Source organism: Halobacillus sp. 12SKB, assembly GCF_052941655.1.
In genome coordinates this window covers 1,251,494-1,276,135 of record NZ_JBRFWR010000001.1, presented here as the reverse complement: position 1 = coordinate 1,276,135, position 24,642 = coordinate 1,251,494, and the positions used below count along the sequence as shown (strand labels likewise).

At 42.2% G+C, this 24,642-nt stretch carries 23 protein-coding genes; 2 read left to right on the top strand and 21 right to left on the bottom strand.

Annotation, left to right across the window (positions count from 1 at the left end):
• Nucleotides 1-9 precede the first annotated feature (9 nt).
• On the bottom strand, nt 10-1,926 hold the full coding sequence (locus ACQ4XT_RS06320; RefSeq protein WP_446852924.1) for an LTA synthase family protein: 1,917 nt from the start codon (nt 1,924-1,926) through the stop codon (nt 10-12).
• 254 nt (nt 1,927-2,180) lie between these two features.
• On the opposite strand from ACQ4XT_RS06320, the gene ACQ4XT_RS06315 reads away from it, so the two are divergent.
• The gene (locus ACQ4XT_RS06315) at nt 2,181-2,753 is read left to right on the top strand and encodes a biotin transporter BioY (protein WP_446852923.1); all 573 of its coding nucleotides are present in this window, start codon (nt 2,181-2,183) and stop codon (nt 2,751-2,753) included.
• A 162-nt stretch (nt 2,754-2,915) separates the two neighbouring features.
• Here ACQ4XT_RS06315 and ACQ4XT_RS06310 read toward each other — a convergent pair whose 3' ends face one another.
• The 7 genes from ACQ4XT_RS06310 to ACQ4XT_RS06280 all read right to left on the bottom strand — a co-directional run bounded on the left by ACQ4XT_RS06310 (nt 2,916) and on the right by ACQ4XT_RS06280 (nt 9,005).
• Nucleotides 2,916-4,574: a b(o/a)3-type cytochrome-c oxidase subunit 1 gene (locus ACQ4XT_RS06310; protein ID WP_446852922.1), complete on the bottom strand. Its 1,659-nt coding sequence runs from the start codon at nt 4,572-4,574 to the stop codon at nt 2,916-2,918.
• Nucleotides 4,571-5,044, bottom strand: a complete 474-nt coding sequence (locus tag ACQ4XT_RS06305; RefSeq protein ID WP_446852921.1) for a cytochrome c oxidase subunit II — start codon at nt 5,042-5,044, stop codon at nt 4,571-4,573. The genes ACQ4XT_RS06310 and ACQ4XT_RS06305 overlap by 4 nt, the downstream gene beginning before the upstream one ends.
• 15 nt (nt 5,045-5,059) lie before the next feature.
• A complete protein-coding gene (locus ACQ4XT_RS06300) occupies nt 5,060-5,179 on the bottom strand; it encodes a cytochrome C oxidase subunit II (protein ID WP_226593217.1) in 120 nt (39 codons plus the stop codon).
• An 810-nt stretch (nt 5,180-5,989) separates the two neighbouring features.
• The gene (locus tag ACQ4XT_RS06295; RefSeq protein WP_446852920.1) at nt 5,990-7,327 is read right to left on the bottom strand and encodes a PAS domain-containing sensor histidine kinase; all 1,338 of its coding nucleotides are present in this window, start codon (nt 7,325-7,327) and stop codon (nt 5,990-5,992) included.
• Nucleotides 7,324-7,755: a GAF domain-containing protein gene (locus ACQ4XT_RS06290; RefSeq protein WP_446852919.1), complete on the bottom strand. Its 432-nt coding sequence runs from the start codon at nt 7,753-7,755 to the stop codon at nt 7,324-7,326. Before ACQ4XT_RS06290 ends, ACQ4XT_RS06295 begins: the two co-directional genes overlap by 4 nt.
• A gap of 13 nt (nt 7,756-7,768) precedes the next feature.
• The gene (locus ACQ4XT_RS06285) at nt 7,769-8,425 is read right to left on the bottom strand and encodes a response regulator transcription factor (protein ID WP_264187890.1); all 657 of its coding nucleotides are present in this window, start codon (nt 8,423-8,425) and stop codon (nt 7,769-7,771) included.
• Nucleotides 8,403-9,005, bottom strand: coding sequence for a hypothetical protein (locus ACQ4XT_RS06280; protein ID WP_446852918.1), 603 nt, complete (start codon nt 9,003-9,005; stop codon nt 8,403-8,405). The genes ACQ4XT_RS06285 and ACQ4XT_RS06280 overlap by 23 nt, the downstream gene beginning before the upstream one ends.
• 143 nt (nt 9,006-9,148) lie before the next feature.
• Between ACQ4XT_RS06280 and ACQ4XT_RS06275 the strand changes: the two genes are divergently transcribed.
• Nucleotides 9,149-9,397, top strand: coding sequence for a DNA alkylation repair protein (locus ACQ4XT_RS06275; protein ID WP_220584712.1), 249 nt, complete (start codon nt 9,149-9,151; stop codon nt 9,395-9,397).
• Between the two features lie 28 nt (nt 9,398-9,425).
• On the opposite strand, the gene ACQ4XT_RS06270 is transcribed toward ACQ4XT_RS06275, so the two are convergent.
• The 13 genes from ACQ4XT_RS06270 to ACQ4XT_RS06210 all read right to left on the bottom strand — a co-directional run bounded on the left by ACQ4XT_RS06270 (nt 9,426) and on the right by ACQ4XT_RS06210 (nt 24,589).
• Nucleotides 9,426-10,775: a hypothetical protein gene (locus ACQ4XT_RS06270; protein ID WP_446852917.1), complete on the bottom strand. Its 1,350-nt coding sequence runs from the start codon at nt 10,773-10,775 to the stop codon at nt 9,426-9,428.
• Nucleotides 10,776-10,783: 8 nt separating this feature from the next.
• Nucleotides 10,784-11,476: an ABC transporter ATP-binding protein gene (locus tag ACQ4XT_RS06265; protein ID WP_446852916.1), complete on the bottom strand. Its 693-nt coding sequence runs from the start codon at nt 11,474-11,476 to the stop codon at nt 10,784-10,786.
• A 148-nt stretch (nt 11,477-11,624) separates the two neighbouring features.
• Entirely contained in the window at nt 11,625-12,224 is a 600-nt protein-coding gene (locus ACQ4XT_RS06260) for a hypothetical protein (RefSeq protein WP_446852915.1), read from the bottom strand.
• A 9-nt stretch (nt 12,225-12,233) separates the two neighbouring features.
• On the bottom strand, nt 12,234-13,421 hold the full coding sequence (locus ACQ4XT_RS06255; RefSeq protein WP_446852914.1) for an Alp7A family actin-like protein: 1,188 nt from the start codon (nt 13,419-13,421) through the stop codon (nt 12,234-12,236).
• 402 nt (nt 13,422-13,823) lie between these two features.
• Nucleotides 13,824-14,786 (bottom strand): S8 family peptidase, encoded by a 963-nt coding sequence (locus ACQ4XT_RS06250; RefSeq protein ID WP_446852913.1) that lies wholly within the window; start codon nt 14,784-14,786, stop codon nt 13,824-13,826.
• Between the two features lie 882 nt (nt 14,787-15,668).
• Entirely contained in the window at nt 15,669-17,030 is a 1,362-nt protein-coding gene (locus tag ACQ4XT_RS06245; protein WP_446852912.1) for a murein hydrolase activator EnvC family protein, read from the bottom strand.
• Nucleotides 17,031-17,083: 53 nt separating this feature from the next.
• A complete protein-coding gene (gene ftsX / locus ACQ4XT_RS06240) occupies nt 17,084-17,977 on the bottom strand; it encodes a permease-like cell division protein FtsX (RefSeq protein WP_446852911.1) in 894 nt (297 codons plus the stop codon).
• Nucleotides 17,978-18,433: 456 nt separating this feature from the next.
• Nucleotides 18,434-18,715 (bottom strand): hypothetical protein, encoded by a 282-nt coding sequence (locus ACQ4XT_RS06235; protein ID WP_446852910.1) that lies wholly within the window; start codon nt 18,713-18,715, stop codon nt 18,434-18,436.
• Between the two features lie 61 nt (nt 18,716-18,776).
• Complete coding sequence (cuyB, locus tag ACQ4XT_RS06230) at nt 18,777-19,487, bottom strand: cysteate racemase (protein WP_446852909.1); 711 nt, start codon at nt 19,485-19,487, stop codon at nt 18,777-18,779.
• Nucleotides 19,488-19,533: 46 nt separating this feature from the next.
• Nucleotides 19,534-21,081 (bottom strand): Mur ligase family protein, encoded by a 1,548-nt coding sequence (locus ACQ4XT_RS06225; protein ID WP_446852908.1) that lies wholly within the window; start codon nt 21,079-21,081, stop codon nt 19,534-19,536.
• 135 nt (nt 21,082-21,216) lie between these two features.
• A complete protein-coding gene (locus ACQ4XT_RS06220) occupies nt 21,217-22,407 on the bottom strand; it encodes a carboxylate--amine ligase (RefSeq protein WP_446852907.1) in 1,191 nt (396 codons plus the stop codon).
• A 950-nt stretch (nt 22,408-23,357) separates the two neighbouring features.
• Nucleotides 23,358-23,522 carry a hypothetical protein gene (locus ACQ4XT_RS06215; protein ID WP_446852906.1) on the bottom strand — a complete coding sequence of 55 codons (165 nt, stop codon included), beginning with the start codon at nt 23,520-23,522 and terminating at the stop codon, nt 23,358-23,360.
• Nucleotides 23,523-23,794: 272 nt separating this feature from the next.
• A complete protein-coding gene (locus ACQ4XT_RS06210) occupies nt 23,795-24,589 on the bottom strand; it encodes an RDD family protein (RefSeq protein WP_446852905.1) in 795 nt (264 codons plus the stop codon).
• Nucleotides 24,590-24,642: the final 53 nt, after the last annotated feature.

The window sequence follows — 24,642 nt, the reverse complement described above, 5'->3', positions numbered from 1 at the left end:
GGGTTTCATTTATTGTTCTTGTTTATTTTGATTTGGTTCATTGCTCTCGCTTTGGACCATTTCCGTTTCATCCAGGTAGCGCAGCAAGTCACCATAGATGATTGAATCAGACATCTCCAATTCCTCTTGAGCCTTGTCGAACCCTTCATTACAAAGTTCAGCTTCCAGCTCTTCTCCTGTCTCGCGATCATAACAGGTTCCTTGAATACCCACATATTCTTCGCTGGCAAAGTTACCATCACGAGTGATCATTAATTGACGACGATCTTCATCAAGGAGGTCGTGTCCGAATTGAATCGGATTATCATCTTGAATTCCTAACAAGTTCGTCAATGTTGGACGAAGATCAACTTGTCCACCAACGGTATGGTTTTTCTCAGCGTCAATTCCTTTTCCATAAATCAACATCGGTACACGCTGCAATTGGAACTGCTCATACTCGTTGATTTCTTTATCTAAATACTCGCCCATCGCTTTTTGATGGTTTTCAGATATCCCGAAGTGATCACCATACATGACGAGGATGGTATCATCATATAGCTCCGAATTTTTAAAGTCTTCCACGAATTTCTTCAAGGCTTCATCCTGATAACGGATCGTCTGGAAGTAACGGTTCAACGTACCACTTCCCGTTTCCCCTTCCTCAATGAACTTTTGCTCTTCAGGAAGTGTGAATGGATAATGGTTCGTCAACGTAATCAACTTCGAGTAGAAAGGTTTATCCATTTCTTTCATCATGTTCAAAGAATCCTCGAAGAAATATTCATCCAAGTAACCCCAACCATGAGATTTTTCCGGAGTTACCGTGTAATCTTCCTTGGAAAAATATTCGTCATAGCCAAGAGAATCATACATCACATTACGGTTCCAGAATGTTTTATCATTCGCGTGCATAGAGTTGGTAAAATAGCCGTTCTCCCCAAGCAAACTTGGAAGTCCTTCATACTCATTCGATGAATGAGTGAAGAAAACAGCACCCCGGTTCAATGGGTACATGGAGTTCGCAAGTAAAAACTCTGAATCTGACGTACGTCCCTGTTTTACCTGGTGATAGAAATTATCAAAGTAGATGCCTTCTTCTTTCAGGTCATTGAAATATGGAGTCAATTCTTCGCCGTGCAACGTATTGTCGACAACGAATGTCTGTGTACTTTCAAGAGAAAGCATAATTACGTTTTTACCTTCTGCGACACCTTCTAAGCGGTCGCTGTCCTCGGATTTATTTTCGTTCAAGTAGTTGATGACCGGTACAAGTTCGTTACTGTCCGCGAGTGTTTTCTTCATCTCGGTCTTCCCTTGCAACACCACATCATAGACATGGTAATTGATGACACCGATATATTTAACGAGCATGTTACGGTCGAACGTACGCTCAAGAAGGTCCGTCCGCTCTTGTTCTGCCCACTGCAAGTTGATCATGAACAGAGGAACAGCAACGATAGCAAGAACGATTCCCTCCCAGCGCTTTGGCTTAAAAGCCTGGAAGCGTGAAGGTTTCAAGTAGAATAATAGAAAAGCAGCAATGAGAACATCTACAAACAGCAAGGCATCAACAGGACTCATAATCGTTGTGATACTGCCTCCCAGGTCTGCGAGGTTCGCCACCTGGTTTAACATCGGGATCGTAATGAAATCATTGTATTCTCTATAAAAGAGAACATTTACGTATAAAAGAATGGAGCCTAAGATATAGGATACGAACATTCCCCGACGTCCAGCCAGTAGAATCCCCAATCCGAATATGAGAAAGATACTGCTCAGTGGATTAAATGCCAATATGTTTGCTTCATTGGAATTTTCCACATTCAGTGAGAAGATACTTGTCTGTATATAATTCATTTTTAACCAGAATAGTCCGATAACCAATAGATAGACTAGTAGTTTTAAACCAGTTTTTTTATTGATATATTTATTGTTTGTAAACATTGTAAAACCTCCGTTAATTTTACATTACCCTATTTTACCTCATCTCAAATCTTTTTTGTACCACCTTAGAGATAGTTTAAAAACTCTGACACATTTGCACCGTTTATATCAATGATTAGATAGAAAAAATGAAGCTCAATACCTATACTTCCGCCATTTTTCCTATAAAAGGAAAAAGTTATGAATCTCCTAACACATTTCTTTAATATATGTTAACTTATAATTATTGAAGGTTAACGAAAGAGGTGTTAGGTATGTCACCACAGAGTAAGAAATTGAGATTCATTGTAAATGGAGCATTGTTTGCTGCACTGACAGCAATCATGGCTCAAATCGAAATTCCTCTTCCCATTGTACCGATCAGTGGACAAACCTTAGCCGTAGGTCTCACAGCTACTATTTTAGGAAGCAGGCAGGGGGCTGTTGCGATGATTGGGTACGCGGCTATAGGGGCAGTTGGACTTCCTGTTTTCGCAGGATTCAGTGGAGGAGCACAAGTTTTGGCAGGACCAACCGGAGGTTACATTTTCGGCTTCATTTTAACAGCATTCATTACTGGCTATATTTTAGAAAAAACATCCTTTCATATGCCCATGGCAATTGTTGCTAATGTGACAGGTATGATCATTACATTAATATGTGGAACGATTCAGTTGAAGTTCGTCCTCGATATGACTTGGAACCAGGCCCTTGCCGCTGGTGTCTATCCTTTTATCGCTGTTGGACTCATTAAAGCTTTCCTTGCCAGCTGGATTGGCATTATCGTCAGAAAACGACTGATTCAGGCAAGATATATTAAAGAAGATCCCCAACCAGCAGCTTCGTAACCGCATATTTCCCAGGAAATGAAAAGAACGCCGTGAATTAGTCACGACGTTCTTTTTTATTCTTCTGTTTGTAGATCTACAAGAATCGTACTAACAATAAGGAAAAGCGGAATGCACGCGACGGTAAATGCAAATGCGAATGACATGGTCTTCCCCCCTCTCCTACCAGGTTTGGAACCTTCCAGACCCTGGTGGTGCATGTTGAATCAGATCTGATAAAGGAATCGTGTAAGCAATAGCGATGAGTACAAAGGCAATTCCAATCCACAACTTCCAATTTTCTAAAAACCTTGGAGTAGCAGACACATCACTGGAGGCAATCGGAAACGACTCTGCTTGATGAACATCAGCTTTAGGCGCTATCCACCACAATTGAATGACGATGTAAATCAGTAATGAGGCCGACAGAAAGAGAATGGATCCTCCGACAGCCATCGTCACATGATTGGATAAAACTCCATCAAACCAAGCCAGTGCATCATCATGCGCATATCCTGTGTAAGCGGTTCGTCTTGGTGCCCCCATCAATCCCAGTACATGCTGGGCCGTACTCATGAGAAGCATCCCCACCGACCATGAAATGATCTGAATAAAAGCGAGCTTTTGTAAGGCCTTCGTAAAACGTCGTCCGGTCAAGTAAGGGATCAACCAGAACGTCAGGCCGAAGAAAGTCATAGCTACAGGTGTTCCGACCGTGATATGAAAGTGGCCCACGACCCACAATGTGTTGTGGATCACTTCATTCATTTGGAAACTTGCATTGATAATTCCACCTGCGCCGCCAGGGATGAAGAAAGCCATGGCGATAAAGATAGAAGTAAATCGAACATCTTTCCATGGTAACTTCCGGAACCATCCAAACAAACCTTTGCCACCAAGTTCTCTGCCTCGCAACTCAAACGTGGCAAACATGGAGAAAGCTGTCATGAGAGATGGAATAATAACCATAAACGTCAAAACTGTTTGTAGAAACTTCCAGAAACTTGCGATCCCCGGCTCTGTCAACTGATGGTGAAAACCGACAGGAATCGAGAAAAGAATAAACAGAACGAACGATAGACGTGCCAGCGAATCACTAAAAACTTTCGTACCAAGAATTTTTGGTACAATTACATACCAGGCCATATAGGCAGGCAGTAACCAGAAATATACGAGTGGATGACCGAAATACCAGAACAATGAACGACTCAATTCAACATTAATTCCGTCCACCCACCCGAATGCCCAAGGGATGAACTGAAACAGCACAGCAGCTACAACCCCAAGACAGGCGATGATCCACATGATAAGAGTAGCCACTGTCATGAAAGCGAATAAAGGGCTGAATTCTCCTTTGTGTTGTTTCCTCCAACCCCGATAATGGCCGATCAAAGCAAAGCCTTGAATCCATGTACCAATGACAAATAATGCGAGGCCGACATAGAACAGTCCGTGAGCTTGCAAAGGAGCATAAAAGGTATAAAGGACAGAAGCCTGGCCTCCGATCACCATGATGACAACTAAAAGAGTCCCTAAGGAAGTTACAATAAAACCAACCCAATTCCATAAAAGGACATTAGGACCGAACGACCCAAGCGTCCGACTCATCCCTGCCTGGAAAAAGGCAAAAATGAAAAATGTCGTAAAGACGATCGCTAGTAATAGGCCGTGAGCTGTTAACACTTGGTAATAATCCAACCACCCTGGTAACGTAAGAGCGTCATTCCTTATGAAGACCTGAAGCAGACCACAAAGAGTCCCTATCAAGAAAGCGGCATAGGCAAAACCTAAGTTCGCGAGGGCAAGTTTCCGTTCTCCCTTTGCTATTTGTCCGATTATCATTGTTCAACCACCTCGATTTCTGTACTCATAAAATGGTGGCCGGATCCACAATACTCATTACAAATGACAAGATACGTACCCGGCTCTTGGAACGTATGCTTTTTATGGTTGATCTCCCCCGGCACAACCATCATATTCACGTTTGTCCCGACGACGGAAAAACTGTGAACGACATCTGAACTTGTAACTGTAAACATGATCTCTTTCCCTGCAGGTACTTGGATCTTTCCAGGATCGTACCCGAAAGCTTTGCCCACCATAACTACTTCATAGGTGCCATCCTCTTTTTCGTACACTCCCGGCTGATCGAAAGGGGCCGTTTCAGAAACCTTATCAGGATCGATTTTCATATGCCCCCCTGAAGGTGTATGTCCCTGGTGGAAGGCACTGACGCCAACGACAGATAAAAAGATAATAAGTGCCATGATTCCGAAAATAAGCCAGATTTTTTCGTATTTGTGTAAATGCATGCCCTTCTCCCCCCTCTATAACCTCTGGATATATAAAAAGTAAATGCTCACCCACATGACTATAATGATGGCCCCAACGGCCAGAACACTCACAAGGGTCCCCTTTAACTCTGTATGATCCTCCTGTTTTTTCATAACCATTCCGCCCCCCTCTTTCCTTCATTTGATCTAGTTCTATTGTATCGAGGGTACGGGAAATAAAATATTGGGGAATCCCCTCATCTTAAAAAGCAAAATCCCCTATTCCTCTTTTAAGCTCAAAAAATCCGCTTAACAACCATATCCAACAAACGCTCCCTATTCTTGAAGACTCAGTTTCGAGATGTTTGTGTGATTCTAGGGGCTCCGGGAAAAGGTTCGCTTTCCATGGGGCGGGCGGTGAGCCTCCTCAGGCTACGCCTTCCGGGGTCTCACCTGTCCCACACGTCCCATAGGAGTCTCACCGTTTCCCTCCGCCCCTTTACTTTATAAGTGTCTCGAAACCACTTCTAAAAGGGGCAGCTTGAATGGTTGAGAGAAGTAAATGATTAGAACACCTGTATTCATAAGTAAGGTTCCAATTGTTCTCCCCTAGGCGGGCATAAAGTGCCTTGTATCAAGCATTTGCGTATGCTAAACGTCAATTGGGGTAGAGTTTATATCATTAACTTCTCATAACCCCACAAGCTGATTTTTTAAGTAGTGGTTTCGAGTATCTTCTTTGATTAGTTGGCGGAGGGGAATGGCGAGACTCCTGCGGGAAAAAAGTGCATGGTGAGACCCCACAGGACGCAGTCCGAGGAGGCTCACCGCGCTCCCGCGGAAAGCGAGTTATTCCCCGCAGCCCCATCCACTCAAAAAACATCTCGAAACTGAGCCTTTTACAATCCTGCCATATAGTTTAATAACTTTTCTAAAGTGCCGGTATTTCTAAATCTCACATAAAAAAAGAAGCCTGAGTTACTCTCAGACTTCTAAGGGTATATTCACTTTGATTGTGGTTCCTTTGTTTTCAGCTGATGTGATGGACAGGGATCCACCTACGGCACGAGCCCTTTCTTCCATGCTGAACAATCCTACACCTTTATTAGATCGACCAACGGAGAAACCGTTTCCTTCATCCGATATCTCAATTAAAAGGGCGCTTTCTTCTTCTTTTATCAGGACCTGCGCTCCCTCTACACCGGCGTATTTTCTAACATTAGTCAGCGCTTCCTGGATGATGCGGTAAATGCTTGTTTCAATATCAGGGGATAAGCGGCAGCGGACTTCTGATTGAAACGTTACTTTCAATCCATATGATTTTTCTAATCGATTTATAAACGAGCGTAATGCAGGCATTAATCCGAGTTCATCCAACGCAGACGGTCTGAGTTCCCAGGACATATCCCTTACACTTTGAATCAAGTGGCTGATGTCTGTAGTCATCTGGTCAATCAGTGGATGCGTGTATTCTTTTTCGAGCCTTTGAACGGTTATGAGCAGGCTGTATAACTCTTGGCCGATGCCGTCATGAAGCTCTCTCGATACATGCTTCCGTTCATTTTCCTGTACATCGATGATTCTTGTCATCATATGTTGGAGCTCTTGTTCCACACGCTTGCGTTCCGTGACTTCATTACGTATGGCTAAATATTGATAGGGTTTACCGTTTTCATCCAGAAACGGGACAATCGTTGTATCTACCCAATAAAAAGATCCGTCCTTTGCTTTGTTCCGGATTTCTCCTTTCCAAACGCGGCCGGTGCCAATCGTACGCCACAGCTCCTTGAAAAATTCTTTCGAGTGGTATCCGGAGTTTAATATCCGGTGGTCCTGGCCAATCAATTCCTCAACGTCATACTTCGATATCTCTGAAAATTTTTTGTTTACGTACCTTATTCTTCCCCTTTTGTCTGTGAGAGCGACAATGGAGGACTCGTCCAACGCATACTTAATATCTAGAAGTTCTTTAAATGGTTCATAGCTTTCGCGATCAAGGGTGCTTCTTTCCGCAAGATTTTGAATCGTAACATAAAAGTAGCGGATACTTGAGACGACCGAATCGTGAACAACTAAGAAAACCGGGGAGGGGTTCTCTCCCTGTGGGGTAATATAATGCTCCAAAAGAACACCTTTTTCACAGTTATGTAGATCGTCGAGGGACAGGTGGAGAAACAGATCTTCCAACACTGCTTCCTCTCGACTTCGTTGAAATAACTCTTCAGCCCGGCCATTAAAGCACGTAACCACGCCGTCTTCTCTTACAATCAAAAATCCTTCCCTTCGGGCGGGAAGAATAGGTGAAAGTGTTTCTTTCTTCATTCCACCGCCTCCCTTTCTTGAAAATAAGCTTGTATATAAGATGCCAATCGGTCACACAACTCCTTGTCTGGCAAGGCATGGGATGAACGGTAAGCGATCAGAAGAACAGCACCGAAAAGAGATGATGTAACGATTGGGATCGCTGCAAAAGCCTGTATTTTTTCGGATAATACAATGGGATACTCTCTGATTGGCAAGGGTAAATGTGCCACATTCTCACATCTGAAAGCTGTTCCTGTTTGTAAAACCCTTCCTGCTACCCCTTTTCCGTACATGACACTCATTCGCTTATACCGTTCATTCAACGGGCGATCGGCATACGTCCACCTGATTCCCTTGGATGGCGAGTGGAACTCCGCAATAGCAACTAAGGATGCATCTGTATCTGCAGCGACTTTTGCACAAAGTTCTTCTAATGATCGCCTCACATGTTCAGCCCCTTTATAGAGAATATCCAAGCAATCCTTTCTTCCATGCATACTCCACCAATTCAGGCCGGGTTTTAAGCTGTAATTTCTCCATCACATGCGCCTTATGAGCTTCGACCGTTTTAACACTGATGACTAGTTTTTCAGCAATATCCTTATTGGCAAACCCTTTCGCGACCAAGGCCAGTACTTCGCGTTCCCGGTCCGTCAGTAAACGGTAAGAATCCGATGTCTTGCCGCTTTTCAGTTTGTTCATATAATCTTCCATTAACCGTTTTGTCGCTGAGGGGTACAGATAAGCATCCCCCTCTGCTACTTGGCGAATGGCTTTTAACAGTTCTTCATGCGGAGCATTTTTTAAAATACACCCGGATGCACCAAGTTCAATTGCCCGAAACAAATACTCTTCATCATCATGCATAGTGAGAATAAGGATATGTGTGTCAGGGAATTGTTTCTTTATTTCTGATGTAGCGGATAACCCATCTTTTCCGTGCGGCATAGACAAATCCATCAAAACGACGTTCGGACGGTTTTCCTCTACTTGAGCAAAAGCTTCATCCCCTTCTGAAGCTTCACCTGCGACTTCAAAATCATCCACCGCATTTAGGAGCATCCGTAATCCAGAACGAACAACGGCGTGGTCATCAACAATCACAATGGAAATCATCCTCATTCCCCCTCTTCTTGATATAGATCCAAAACCACAGCCCTGACCTCTGCTCTATTTTCAGTTCCATACCTGTTCTGTTCTGTATATGTCGAAGAAAATCCTTTTTATCAACATCGATCTGCTTGTGTGGAGAATGGAATCGAAACGTTATCGATTCCTCTTCCATATGGATATCGATCGCATCGGTATCCGCATTCTCTACGATTAAGAGGATGGTTTGTTGAATCAACCGGAATATCACCTGTTGTTCTATAAAAAAAGTTTCTCCGTCACCCGAAATGCGCACGGTTACGCCAAACCGATTTTCTATCTCTTTACTAAATTGCTTTATAGCAGGAACCACCCCTCTTTTTGCAAGGGACAAGGGGGTAGATTCATTCGATTTACTTCTCATATCATCAATAATATGAGTTAACAAAAGAGCAGATTTTGATGAGTCGCCCTCCTGGTCCATTTGATGGAGCAGCCCAGTCAAAAGATGACTATACCTTTCATGCAGGTCATAAGATAAATCATGTAACATCGTTTCATACATTTGGATGATTTCATCCGCTGGAAGTTTCGTTTTCTCCTTCATCCTATTCCACCTCGATCACACGTAATCTTACTATCATCATACCTTCAAAAGGACTGAACGGATATTAGGGCATTCCCTGATTTTCATAGTCCCGTTCATAATTTTCAGGAACATGGGGAACGTAAGAATGGAGGTGGACAAACATGCAACCCTATCTATGTCCTAACTGTAAAACCAACCGCTCTCGTTTTAATTTAATTGAACAGGAAGCAAAAGCTGTAAAAATGAATCCAAGAACAGGTGAACCAGATGAAAGTTACTCATCTGAAAATATGGATCCTTTTCACATGGCCTACAAGGGTCCGCAAATTAAAGTTCAATGCGGAGCGTGCGGTTTAATTGAAGATGAAAAGTCTTTTATCGCTTTCGCTGAGCATAATCGCTTAGACTGATCCTCTGTGATGAACCAGAGGGTCTTTTTTATGAAATCAATTCTTTCCTGACCGATCGTCCCAGCTTGAAAACCACAAGTGGAACACCTAATAAGAACAAAGGATGGTACACTCCAGCACCCAGCAGAATCAAACTTAAGACTCTTCTCCATTCTTCACGATAGAAATTTTCCTTTTGGACCATCATCAAGCGTTCGCTGATGACCCGTGCAAGATCAACATAAGCAAATAAGATGATGGCGATCAATTGCATCCCCAAAGCTACTAACGATTCCGCAAGAACGATTTGAATGCTTATAAAGGAGAAGAGCACAGGCAGAAAACCAACATATGCCCAAATCAAATAACTGTTTTTACAGCTTTCCTCCTCAATCGGCAGGGAATGGAAAACTTTCTCCACATCTGAAAAAAGCCCCCCTGCTACTTCGTGATAAACAACAATAGCAATGGGCAGCGTGATCATTAACATCCAATCGACCCTCATCGGAATGACAAGAATAATTAAACAAACCGTCGGGATCGTTTTCCAAATCACATCCGCTGACTTTTGAAAATACCCGGTCCATATCCGTCCATAAAGATGCCGGACAGAATAATGACGGCCTCGTTTCTTTTTCCAAATCGACTGGGTAATCCCAAATCTTTTCGGCGGCTTAATATTCACCTCGGTAAAATAGCCGACCAACCACATATTCCACACACGCGCATCATTGATATCGATAATTCTCCCCCAGTCCACCTCCTCTGTACGTATGAAAAATACTAGAACCAGCACGAATAAGACAAGGTAGAGAAGTGTCACAGGATAGCCAAGGAAAAGTAAAACGGAAAGAGCTCCGCTAAATAAGGAAACACTCAATTTATGAAAGGACGAGCATGAAAACAACTTCCACTGCATCCATAAAGATAATGGATAACTAAAGAGTAGGAGCGATACCCACAAAACGGCTGATTCCCACGACATCAAGACAAGTGAAAAGGGAAGAGGTACAACCATGATCACTAGAATTTGAAGGATGTACTTTTCTAAAAACAAATAGGTTAGGAGTCGTTTTCTTGGGTGAGGTAAAAAGCTAAGCTGAAGTTCTGAAGATGTAAAACGTATGCCAGGGTCTGTAAAAGAAGTTACGGCTGCACCCATGACTGCCAAAAAAGGAAGGAATAACGCGTAAGAAGCTAAGAATGACCCCCTTCCGTCTAAAATAGTAATCAACTGTTTCAGCCAGTCATAACCGATGAACAAACAGAAGATAACGAACAATCCACTATAAAATGCCACGACGGGATCAACAACCATATGGTAGGTCTGTTTATAAAGATCGAACTTTTTCTTCCTTCTTTTCTTTCTCAGCCATTTATATACTGAATATGTCGTCATAGGCTCCATCATGTCGACCTTCTTTCCAGCTCGTGAAATTCTGACACATCTCCCGAGGAAGAGACTTCCCCCTCTACAAGCATGACGTAACGGTCGGCAAGTTCAGATACCTTCTCCAGTTGGTGAGTAGTCAGTAATATACCGGCACCATTAGCTTTTTTCCTTTGTAACTCTTTCTCAAGAAATCGACCTGCATAAACATCCAGTCCCATGAACGGTTCATCTATGAATAAAACTGGAACATCAGGGATGAGAGCACAGATGGTTTGGACTTTCTGCCTCATTCCTTTGGACAGCGCTTCCGGATATGCATCCAGCTTGTCCTTCAATTCAAACCCTTCAGTATAGGTTTGTACTCGGCTTTCAAAAATGTCCCCGGGAACAGAATAACTCTTCTGATAAAGCTTAAAATGATGGTAGACCGTCAATTCGTTGAATAAAAGCGGTTCTTCCGGTATATATGTAAAATTTCTTTTGTACGCTTTATATTGCTTGTCCTGATCATTTCCCGTAATGGATAATGATCCATTGTTTTTTTCCCGCAAGCCGATGATCGTCTTTATCAACGTTGATTTTCCAGCCCCGTTATGACCGACCAGTGCCATGATTTCGTTTCGTTCCACATGAAAACTGATATCCTTCAGTATTCTTTCCTTTTGTATATCAACACTGCAATTCTTGACGTCCAATACCACTTCCATGCCAACACCTCCGCCAATTTTTATTTATTTACAAGTACAGGCAGAAAATAGTTTCAAATTTCATCCAGGTGATTCCGCTAATGGTATGGCTGTTATAAAAGTTACCCAATAAAAATAAGCCCTCTCCGCTTATACGAGGGGCTTATAATCATTTATTCATTCTTGATAAAAAGTCACCAAGCAAGTCATCGTCATCTTCTTCATGAACTTCTTCTTCTCGTTGTTCATGAAAATCAGCTTGGAGATTGTCCAAATCCAGATCATCCAAGTCATCATCCCCGTCTACCTCAAGTGGGGTTTCAGGAAGGACAGCTTTCTCCTTCTCAGGTTCAATCTCTGTTGGAATCTGGGTTTCTTCCTCTGTTGCCGCCTCCTCTTGAAGGTACAGTGCATCATCAATATGATAGGCATTGCTGTTCAACGACGCAAGTAAAGTCGTTGCCCTTACAGGATCCATCATGAGCTGGTAAAGAATGCTACCGATGAGGGCTTCAGAGTGTTCGTGTTTAATCCAACTTTTTTGCTCTTTCGTAAGTGCTTTCGGAAGCGGGATCGTCACGGTTTCCTTATCTTTCGTAAAGGACTGGTTGACTCCATCAAGGACGAACTGAGCGATTTTACTTGAAAAATTCCTACGTTCCTTCTCTTTTAACTGGGACAGCTGTTTTAATAAATGATCCGGTGTGTCCGAGGGGACCCGGAACGTAATCGACTGTCCCCTCTCCACACTTTTTCTAGAAGAACTCATCCAATCACCTTACTTAGAAGATCCGGCTTTTTGTTCTACTTTTTTATTAGACTTGTCTTCTAACTTCGAATTCTTGCGGATATAGTCAGAGATGAGCTTATAATAAGCATTGGCCATCATCCAAATGCTCTCATTCTCATCTTCAAAGAATTCAATGTTAAAGCCATCCAGTTTATTATTCAATGTTTTAATATAATCTTTCAACACAGCTGATCCGCCACCTACGAAATAGCAGATTTCAGACTGAGAATTCTTCTGCCAAACATTTCTCAAGTAACGATATTGTTTCTTCGCAAGTTCAAGCAAAATGCGGTCCGTGATGTCGTGCACATTTGTCCGGCTTCCTCGAACCATAATGTGATGGCGATCATTTTTACGCGTAATGATATCAACGACATCGCGACGGCTGTCCAGTTCAACCCCATGCTTCGTAAGGATCTCATCACGAATCATCTCTAATGACTCAGACACTCCCAGGTTGAAGCCCTGAGCCTTGTCATCATCCACATTACGGTTTCTGATAACGGCGATATCCGTAGAAAGACCACCGATGTCTTGGATCAGGATTTGCTTATCTACCAACTCTTTATTAATAATGTTCAAATCATTATCCATCACAAGGTTTACATAAGCAGCAAATCCTTCTGGATAAACTTTAACCTCATCAAACTTGATGTTTACTTTCATTCCTTGATATTTAGGTGTAACTAAGAATTCCACTTGGTGTACAGAACCTAGAAGCTGGGAACGGTAACCCACATCTTTTCCTTCTTTCACTTCACGTAAAGGTAACCCTGTACCAAGTGTATAGTTCGCTTCAATCACGTTGTTTTTAGCTGATTGTGCATCTTTCCCAGTAACAGCGTCCATGGCAATAGATGCAAACAGCATGATCAATGTTTGATCTTCTTCTGATTTGTAACTCCCAGGATCCAACTCCGCAGAGTTTGTAGTCTTCGTAGCTAAATTCCCTACACGATAAATAGCATTATTTTCACGTAAAGCAGGGGAATGCACTCGAATATGTAGATTATCGAGTGGATCCTTATCATCAAGATCTTCAATTCCGATAACCGGACGGTCCTCAAGGTCTCTAGCGACCACATTAGGAATATATAGAGAAGATTCCAACTTTCCAAAGTTCGCCTTCACGGCATCGTTACCAACATCAACAGCTGCAATTCTAGATTTTGTCATTAAACAGCTCTCCTTTTCTTTTACTAGATTTGACCTCACCTTACTCTAAATCTATTAAACAATCTGAAAATAGTCAATGCGCCTTTTTACGTGTTCATAATTGTGTACTTGCATTCATTATTGTTTACAAGTGTACAAATTTGAGTACATCCTTTTATATCAACATGTGTACTTGTTTGCACACATGTAAACATAATCGCAAACATAATGAATACTTATTTGTGTACATGTAATCATATTTGTACACTTGTATTCGTAAATGTGTACAACCGAGGATTTTCCATTATTCCACTATCTCCGACACAAAATCACGGCCTGAGTTTTAAATGTGTTTTCTAAAAGATGGACTTGGTTTGCAAAAAAAAAAGAGAGGTGAAAACCTCTCTAATTATAACTATATAGTTATGTGATGTAAGTGCTGAATAATTCTTCTAATTTTTTTGTCAGAGCCAGGGTCATTAGTCCATTTCCTTCGGCTACTTTAGAGTGACCTAGAGGAGTTGTACGCTTAATCAGTTGTGAAAACACTTCGGATTCGGACATTTTCCTCTGAAATTGAGACTCTACTAAAGGAATGATTAAGGCAAGGCCACCAGAAACATGTGGAGTTGCCATAGAAGTACCTGATAAGCGAGCATATTTACCTTCAAGATAGGTGGAGAGGACATTCACACCAGGTGCAACAAGATCAATTTGGTCGTTTGTATTCGTAAATGCAGCCAGCCGTCGACGCTCATCCACTGCCCCTACTTGGATGACTTCATTATAAGCTCCGGGATATGCATACTCCATCGTATCTTCACGGCCATCACCTTCATTCCCTGCCGCACATACCACAGATACTCCTTCGGAAATGGCATTCAAGATCGATTTTTTTAATTCAGGCGTATCTTCCGGTCCTCCAAGAGACATGGAGATTACACGAACACGCTCATTGTTTTCCCCTCTCCATTGAACCGCATAATCAATAGCATCTGTAATCCATTGATATTTCCCACTTCCCTCTTCTGAGAGAACCTTAAGGACCAGAAGTTTTGCTTTAGGTGCAACACCAACTACACCTTCACCATCTTCCTTAGCGGCAATCGTACCGGCTACGTGAGTTCCGTGTCCGTTATTATCCTGAAAATTTTCAGCATCACCATTATGATCATCAGTAAAGTTTCGTCCTCCTACAATTTGCCCTTGTAAGTCTGGATGATCACTCTGACAACCTGTATCAATGACAGCTATGACACTGCTTTCCCCCTGCCGCGTTTCGTCCCATAAACTTTGAGCTTCCACCATATGCACACCTTTGGGGACTTCATTGGTCGTATCCAAAATAGCATCCATTCTGTAAGGAATCAGTTTCATTCGATTCATACTCTTCCTCCTTCATTTATGAACTACAAACTGGAAGACTAGTCATGAAGAATGTTCTTCCTTAAGTATAACACCGAACATATGTTACGTTCATAATTATAAGAAAAAGAGGACTTATATACGATGAACTGCGAAGTATTATGAATCATTATCCTTAATAATGTTGTTTTATTGCATGGTTAAGGTATAATAATCAGTAATTAGTTCTTTATAAAGAACTAATTATAACCTATTAAGGGGGTTTTTTTCGTGATAAAGAAGTTGTGTACACGTTGTTATAGAGCTTCTTACAGCAGTTGTAATAACAGTCCCTGGAACTGTCCTATTTGCAACGAAGACCTCACACATACTGCGCCTCTTCCTATACATTCTATAAAGCTTCACACCTCTAAAAAGAAAGTAATTCAAGCATATATTAGTAATAAAACGGCCTTATAAAGCGATTCACTAATTTTTTCTCACCGTGAATGGTTCCCTTCCAGATCTTCAGATGGAAGACTAGTATGTCTCTTACCCTCAAGATAAGGCGGGAAAAATGGATGCTAAAATACTACCTCATCATACATCGCCAAGTTATGCACATGTGAATAACATATTAAATAAGCACCACCAACCTTACCTATTAACAAGATTTCCACATGAACTACATACGGCCATACTTAATATTCCTGAGTGCGAATATCGAACCCACTCTTGTTTGCATAGGTAACGTCAAAAACGCAGAACTTACTACATTAATTAACTGTCCAAGATGTACTTAAATGAAAGATCAATTGCATCCCTACAAAGCTGAATGATAAAGAACCACCATAGAGAAACAAAACAAAAAACCGATGAGAAATCATTATGATTCCTCATCGGTTTCTTTCTTCCGCTTTGCTTTTATGGCAAGTATTTACGTGGGTTTACAGAATTAGAACGTGCTCCGTTCCAGCTTCCTTCATGGATTTCAAAGTGAAGGTGCTGGCCTGTAGATGCTCCTGTGCTTCCCATGTTTCCAAGGAATTGGCCTCTAGACACAGACTGCCCTGCAGAGACGGCAGGCGTGCTTCTCATATGAGCATATACTGTCGTGAATGTTTGCCCATTAATGCGGTGAGAGATCATGACCACATTACCATAGCTTGATGAGTAATTGGCACGGATAACTGTTCCGTCAGCTGCTGCACGAATCGGGATGGTGCCTCCGGCAGCCAAATCAATTCCTGAGTGCAGCTTTGGTTCTCCTGTAATAGGGTGGATACGGTTTCGGTCAAATTCTGATGTAGCAGGTGCACTTGCAGGCCAACTGAATAGTGCTCCACTATTAGAAGAAGATGACTCGTTGGACGAGCTTGAGCTTGAGCTTGAGTTTGAACTTGAGCTGGAGCTCGAGCTGGAATCATTGCTGCTGCTTGTGTTTGAAGCTGTTGCTTTCTTTTCAGCCGCCGCTTTTTCAGCTGCTCTCTTTCTAGCTTCTTCTTCCGCTTTACGCTGTCTTTCGCGTTCACGTTCAATTTCCTTCTGAATGGCAGCTTCTTGCGCAGCAAGAGTATCCTGTTCTTCTTTAATGTCCATCACATGATTGTGCGCAAGCTCTTCTTTATGTTCAAGATTCTCCATCAATTCGTCTTTCTCTTCTTTTTTCTGATCGAGTTCTTGTTTCAAAGCTTCTAATTCTTGCAGCTTATCCTCAAGTGATGCTAGTTCCTCTTCAACCTGGGCTTTTTTCTTTTCAACTTCTTCTTTATCAGCTTTATGCTGCTCCAAGATTTCTTTATCCTGTGTGGCGATCGTATTCAAACTCATGACACGTTCTAAGAAGTTCCCAAAGCTTTCGGCACCCATAAGGACATCCAGGTAATCAATCGCTCCACCGTTTTGGTGCATGGATTTAACGCGGTCTTTTAAGAGTTCATCACGTTCGGCAATTCTTTTTTCAAGTTCAGCAATGTCTGCTTTTAATTGCTCAATGTTTTCTCTTGTTTTTGCAATTTCATTTTCTTTCGTTTCGATCTTGTCCATCGCTTCCATCACTTGCTTGTCCAACTGTGCGATTTCCGCGTTCACTTCATCTTGTTGTTTTTGAAGCTCTTCAATTTCTTCCTGCTTTTCCTGTTTTTCTTTTTCTTTTTCAGACTGCTTGGCACGATTTTCCTCTAACTTATCCTGATTCGTCTCTGCGTTGACTGTTTGGGAATAGAGTGGAAAACCGGATAGAATAAGACTGACGGTCAGAGCGGCAACTAAAACTCTCAACTTCAAACTTTCTTCCTCCCCCGAATCCTTACCTGTTTATTTTTGTTAGATCCATAGATTTAAACTCTCAAATACTTACGAATAGACGTGAAACTTCCCCATAAACCAATGACAATCCCCATTAAGATCAGCAGTGCGGATACTTTTAGGACGAATGGGTAAACGGGCAGCAATTCAATAAACAATGTAGGGTATCTTGTAGTCACTTCTGTATAAAGGTAATCATACCCGAATACAACGAGCGCAATAGGTACTAGTGAACCAAGAATACCAATCAGCAATCCTTCGAAAAGAAATGGCCAGCGTATAAACCAGTTTGTCGCTCCGACCATTTTCATAATTTCAATCTCTCTCTTACGAGCAACGATTGTGATTCGAATCGTATTTGCAATCAGGAACATAGCCGTGAATAGAAGCCCTGCGATAACCGCATAACCTACATTACGAGCCACATCCATGACATTGAAAAGACGTTGCACTGTTTCTTTGGCATATTCAACTTTTGCTACGCTATTAAAATCTTCAATAATCTGCGCAACCGGAATTGTATCTTCAGGGTTTTCTGTTTTGACGATGTACACATCATTCAAAGGGTTTTCATCCTTCAAGGATTCAAATACCTCTCCATCATCGCCGAGACTATCGATCAGGCGGTCCAACCCTTCTTCCTTGGATTGAAACTCTACTGAAGAAACAGCCGATACTTCTTCAATTTGATTCTTTAAATCTTCGCGGCTTTGATTTTCAGCCGTTCTATCTATAAAGACGCGAACTTCTACGTCTTCTTCAATCTGTGATCCGATGTCGTTTAGATTCAATAACAATGTGGCAAAAACTCCAACCAGCAACAAGGTTACGGTCACAGCTGAAATAGAAGCTATGGACATCCACCTGTTTCTAGCTAAACTTTTAACTCCCTCTTTTCCATGGCGGCCAAATGTCTTAAATTTCATAGTATTGGTCACCCCGTGTCATCCGTTCAACCTCTCCATTGCATAGAACGGAATCCCTCAGAACATAAGGTGCTGGACTGCGGTGATGCAGATCGAACAATTTATATCACTTCCTACTAAACTCTCATTTTGTGAATCTATGTTGTCTGTTGTATGTACTTTAAGTCGTCTGTTGCATTTTCCTATATCATTATATCAAAGATATTCGCTAAATAAAGACAAATTATTATTACATTTGTGTTTCAAACCATGACAAAACACGGATATGTTTACGTTTTCCGTCGACAAATTATGCTCTCAAAATGACCTCCAGAAAGGATTAAAGTCTTAGTTTTATAGACCCAGATACACAATTTTCAAGGATTGATTTCCAACCATATGAAGGTGTTGTTGATCATAAACATTAAAAAAAGGCAAAAAAAATAAGACAATTCTTTTCGAATTGTCTTTAAGAGCTTAGTTTTTCATTTTCTTCAAAGTCTCCAACTCGCGCTTGAGCCGGATATTTTCCTGACGTATGGAGTCCAAACTGTCTGGTTTTCGTTGCATCGGTGATAAATGGACTTCATACCATGACTTTTTCAAAGCATCGTTTACTTCACTCGTCCTTCTGATGACTGCTGAAGGGTAGTGGGACTTCAAATGAGATACCTCTTTTTCAGAAAGCCTCAATTCTCTGAAAGAAATCCCCTCTTTGAAAGACTCTGACAAAAACTGCTCGAACTCACTTTTGGCCATGATCTGTCCCCCTTCTGAAAAGAATGGTTCTTGTTACAAATATAAGAAGAGGGGACGCTTTTCATGACTTTTGATAAACAGTTTCTTTAACGACAACGTTGGCGACGACTTCCATAGGGTCGATCAGAGGAATGGGTAGGTGATAGGGCTTCAACACGAGACCAATCTCTGTACAGCCCGAAATTATCAATTCTGCCCCATTATCCAACAGTTCCTGGGAAGCGTCTTTCAGTAGTTGAAGGGGTTCTCCATCTGTGTTCCCGCTTTTAATTCCGTTTTCACCATAAATGGCCCGCATGACTTTATCATTTTGTGTGTATGGTGTGGGGTTGATCACTTCCAAGTGATCGAAATACTTTTTGAAGAGTCCAGTTTCCAAAGTTCCGGTAGTGGCAAGCACTCCGATTTTTTGGACGGTTGGATAATGGTCCTGAATAAACTTCTTCAATTCCAAGAAAGCATTTAATAATGGGAACGATACAAACTTTTGGACCTCTTCAATGAAATAGTGGGCGGTCATACAGGGAATACACGCCACATCCACGTCAAGCTTTTCTAAATTTTTAGCCGCGTGGACCATTTCAGGAACAGGGTTTTCCCCTTTTCCTGAAATAGCTTCTGTACGGTCGGGGATCTTCGCATTGCTGTCTATGATGACTCGATAATGCTCTTGATCTTTGCTTGCATTCGTCGCTCGTATAATCTTCATATAACATTCGGCGGTTGCCTCAGGTCCCATTCCCCCGAGTATGCCGATAATTTTATCATTCACTGTTATGCCTCCTAACGAAAGACCGGGACCTAGCTGTAAAATTTACTCAGAGGATTCCTGCTACTCTGTTTTTCAATGGCTTGAACAATTTCTCTTCGTCCATTTCCGGACGTGTCTTGTTTAACTGTTCCAGGGCGATTTTCGCTCCAGAGTCCATCCCCTGACATCCCGCCAACAAGACCACGTCGTCTTCTTCTGCTTCTGAGAGTGCATGGTGAATGGCATCATCCAACTCTTTATACAAGTCTACATGGATGCCTGCTTCCTCCATCATTTCCTGGAAGACACGCAGCTCTTCTTCTGTCACCCGGTCTTTTTCATCCACATGCGAATGGCTGAGGGTAGCAATCACTTCAGTAAGACCCAATTTTGGAGCCCATTCCACAATGGCTTTTGCATTTTCTCTGTTGACTGTAATTCCACGACTTCCGCGAATTGCATAGACAAGCTTAAGCTTTGAATATTCCATTTGCTGCAACGTGTTCAAGGTGACGTTGATATTTCCATAGTTGGCGAAGTGATCGTCCAAAATTTTAATATCGTCTTCAAACACCATTTCAAAGCGCCGTTCTACACCACCGAATCCTTTTAATCCAGATTGGATGGTTGGAATCGGTACCTCATTCAACAACCCTACAGCAATAGCTACCATGGAATTATAAACAGAGTGATATCCCGGCGTGGAAAGCTCAATGGAAAACTCCTGCGGAGCGTAGGTTGTCCCATCTACAGTAAAAGGCTTACGGATTTCAACCGTAAATTTCGCCCGGCCTGTGGTAAGGTCCAAGTCTTTACATACTAAATCGCCATCTCCTGTTTCTACACTGAATGTGAGTAAATTGGCTTTTGTTTGATCGATTAAGGACGCAGAATAAGGGTCATCTAGATTCAATATCGCCCATTTGTCTGCACCCGCATCACGGATCAAGCTTGCTTTACAATTAAAGTATTCCTCAAAAGATCCATGCAGATCAATATGCTCCCGGCTGATATTGTTTAAAGTAACAATATCAAAGTCGACACTCCCCACTCTGCTTAAATCCAACGCTGATGAGGAAACTTCCATCGTCACATGGGAAACATCCTGATCTCGCATTTGGGCAAAATAATGATGCAGGTCGAGCGACTCCGGTGTCGTAAGCTTTGTAGGTTCTGAGTAGTCACCAAACTTGACCACAACCGTTCCGATCAAGCCTGTTTTAAGACCATGCTCTTCGAGAATGGCATTCGTCATAAATGAAGTGGACGTTTTCCCGTTGGTGGCTGTGATCCCGATCGTTTTCATAGCGTTTGAAGGATGGTTATAAAAAGCATCGCTGAGTGCTGCAAGGGCACGACGGCTGTCTTTTACTTTATATTGCGGAAGGTTATCCCAACCCGCTTGATAATCTTCAACCACAATAGCAGACGCTCCATTTTGAACAGCTTCTGCTACATAACGGTGTCCATCTGTCTTGAAACCTTTAATACAGACAAACACGGCTCCCTGTTCTACATTTCTTGAATTGTATGCGAGCCCTCGGACGTCCAGGTCTCTATCATTCCATGATTCAAGTACATCGATGAATGATAATAATTCTTTTAACTTAGCCATTCTTATCTACCTTCCCTGCATTGTTTTTGCCTGTTCTATTGGAAAACCCAGGAGTTCTGTACATAACGTTCGATTATTGGTTAGCATTTCCTACGGTCCGCCATCTATATTCTTTGGACCCTGTCGGAGCAATAGTTAGTTGCTTTTCTTTGTTACTTTATTGACCACCAAACCCGCCAGCTTTTTCCCAAAAGAGAATGCTGGTTTTGGATCTTTAGGGTCCCAGATGGCGTGGGCTTTCGGTCTGAAATACGACTTCAACACCTTCTGAGGGGAGAGTTGTCCCGTTTTGATATATTCCCTGACAGCCAGAAGGTCCTCGTAGGCATACCAGAAAACAAGATTCTGATCCTCTTCCACCGCTTTTGGTTCCACCGGGTCCCCAATCAACTCTTTATAAGTGATATAAGGGATGTTGATGCCTGTTTTTTGTAATAAATGGTTCAGATTCGTGATACGAACATTGATTTCAATTAAATAGTATTGGCCGGTTTCGGCATCCTTTTTGAATTCAATTTCTGCGAAACCTTTATATCCGATTCCTTCTAAAAACTTCGCACCAAGTTCATAAAGCTCAGGTACATATTTCTGCTGGGTGTAAACAGATGCCCCGTAATTCACAGGGAATTGCCGCAGCTTTTGGCAGGTCACCCAATGCGTCACTTTGGAGTTTTGATCCAGGTACGCATCAAATGTGTACATATGGTCATCAAAGCCAGGAATAATTCGTTGGACGATGACTTCTATATTCGCTTCTTTCGCTTGTTCCACTTTTTCAATTAATTCTTCTTTATTATGGACTTTGAAAAGCTTCCTTCTGAATTTAGAAACAAAAGCTGGTGAATCAACCGGCTTGACGAGACAAGGGTATTTGATTTCCTCTTCTACTCTTTCTACAAGATTCTCATCATCCACTTGAACCGTTTCCGGAACAGCTACTCCATGCTCAGAAGCCAGTGTGTGGAGTGTGCCTTTGTCCATTATCTTAGTATATAATCCTTGTTCCGTTTGAGGAATAAGGAAATACTCCCTTAATTCCGGCAGATATTCATCCACGAATTCTACATATGGATCGGCTGTCGGAATAAGTACAGGCGCATGATCCTGCTTTTTGGCATAGTCGATTAAGAAAGTTTTTAAACCTTCTGGATCTTCCTTATAGTGAGGACCAATCAACGCTTCTGTACAATATTTGGACTCAAGTCCGTAGGAGCCTTCCCAGGCATAGTCCACTGCTGCAACATGAACATCATGAATGCCTAGACACCTGATCGTACTCAATCCAATATAATAATTCGCTCCTAGAACAACCGCTTTATTCGCCATGAGATATCCCCTTTTCCATCTGTTGAATTGTACTTGAAAATATATATAGAACACGTATTTATTTTGGTTGTTTTCTTTCTATATGTAAACATAACTATTTTACCACAAACAGGTACCTAACAAAACGTAAACCCCTCTACCTGAAACAACCTTAGACCAAGTCACACTCTTCGTTATTAAAGTCAATGGCAGGATTGTTGAAGACTCAGTTTCGAGACTTTCCGGGGTTCGTTGCCTTGTTGGGCGTTAGGGGTGGTCGGGAAGCTACTCGCTTTCCTGCGGGGATGACGGCAAGCCTCCTCGTGCTTCGCACTGCGGGGTCTCGCCAGCCAATCCATTCCCGCGGGAGTCTCGCAGCTTCCCAACCACCCCTTTCGATGTAAGGGAGAAACGAACCCCTGCACCAAGTTGAAAGGTCTCCCACTATCCTGGTGTAATTAGTATAAAGCGCTCTATCACAAGCTTACAGCATGCTGGATAGTGTCCTTAGAAGTCCATTCCGTTCGAATGACAACGTGTCAAAGCAGCTTATTCCAGATGTGGTTTCGAGATACTTATATGGCGAGACTCCTATCTTAAGTGTGCAGGCGCCTCGATCAGCGGCGTATGGACTGGACGGAGCTGGCGGAGATAAAGGAAACACGAAGAACGGAGTGATTCGATGTTGACTTATCGTACAGAAGCGAGGGAAGTCTCACTAGCCGCTAGGCGCCGGAACCGGATATCGAAGAGGAAAAAAGTGCAGGGTGAGACCCCACAGGACGCAGTCCGAGGAGGCTCACCGCGCTCCCGCGGAAAGCGAGCTATTCCCCGCAGCCCCCATCCACTCAACAAAAGTCTCGAAACAGACAGAGCCTTCAAGTATAGGGAGATAATCTGCAATGTGTAAGGTTCGGTCTAAAAAAGAAAGTGGCTCCTTTTTTATGCAGGTCCACTTTCTGTTGAAGCATTTATTTGAATGTCTGGTGGCTGAAATCAACTTCAGCTGGAACTTGGTCTTGTTGAATGGTAGGGCTTTGGATCTTCTTAAAGCGACGAACGACTTTATCGATGGCATATAGTACAAGGAACGTAAGCAAAACGGTTAAAGACAACACATAAAGAGATGTAAGCATAAGCTATGATCCCCTTTCCTCTTTATATTTTCAGGTAGGAACAAACATAACCTTCCCCCATGGATAAGCCCGTTTATTCGCCTGTATTCGATTAAATCCTAGTATATAATACCAAATTCTACACTGAAGTAAATATATTTTAATAAATTCTTTTATATTCACTTAAATACTTATAAATTCAAACGTACACTTAAAGGTCAACAACGTGGAAACTTTCTTCCAGACATAAAAAATAGCCGCTTTCCCTCCTGGAAAGCCGGCTTTTTTCTCCTTTATAACTGGAATTCCCACTCTTCTTTTATCTCTATATAAGCAGCATAAAGTCGAGTAGCTAACTCATCTTCACTCTTTGTTGCATCATCCAACCCGAGTTTAGGAAGAAGGATTTCAGCAACCTCCCTGGTCATGGTGTTTTTTTCTGCAGGTTTTAGTGTCGGGTACCGATGAACATAGGTTTTTAACAACGTCCAATCTTTTTTCGTAAGGTTTTGTCTTTCCCAGTCTCCAATAACTTGCTGAGACGATTCAAGGCCACGATTTTCAACCTCTTTCTCCACAAGCGTCTGCTTCTTTTTCAAGCGTTGTTTTTTTCGTTCATGGATGACGATCGTCCCGCCAACAAGATCACCTAGTCTTTTATGCTGAGGATGGAAGAAAACCATCAACATCCCAATCAGATAATAAAAAGGAAGCATATCAATGATTCGTAATAAATTTCGAATCAATATAGATAGGGCGGTTGCTTTTCCTCCATCTTCCTTGACGACTCGGAGACCAAGCATCATTTTCCCAAGGGTTTTCCCCCCGCTGAACCATTCGAATAAGAAGAAATAACCCCACTGGATGCCGAATAAGACAAGGATAACAAAAGCGATCACCCACCCGCGCCCTTCCAACATGAAGTCCAAATAGTTTTCTGTAAAAATGAGAAGCGCAATCATCCCGCTGTATAATAAGCCTAATAAAATGGAGTCGACGATTTGAGCCGCCCCCCTGCTCCCTAAGCCTGCCAATTGAAAATTCAAGGTCACATGTTCCGGGGTTTTCACTTTCCACCTATCCTCCATCTTCTCCCTCCTTCCTTATGGGTTCCCATATGTCTTTCGATTTTCTATAATAG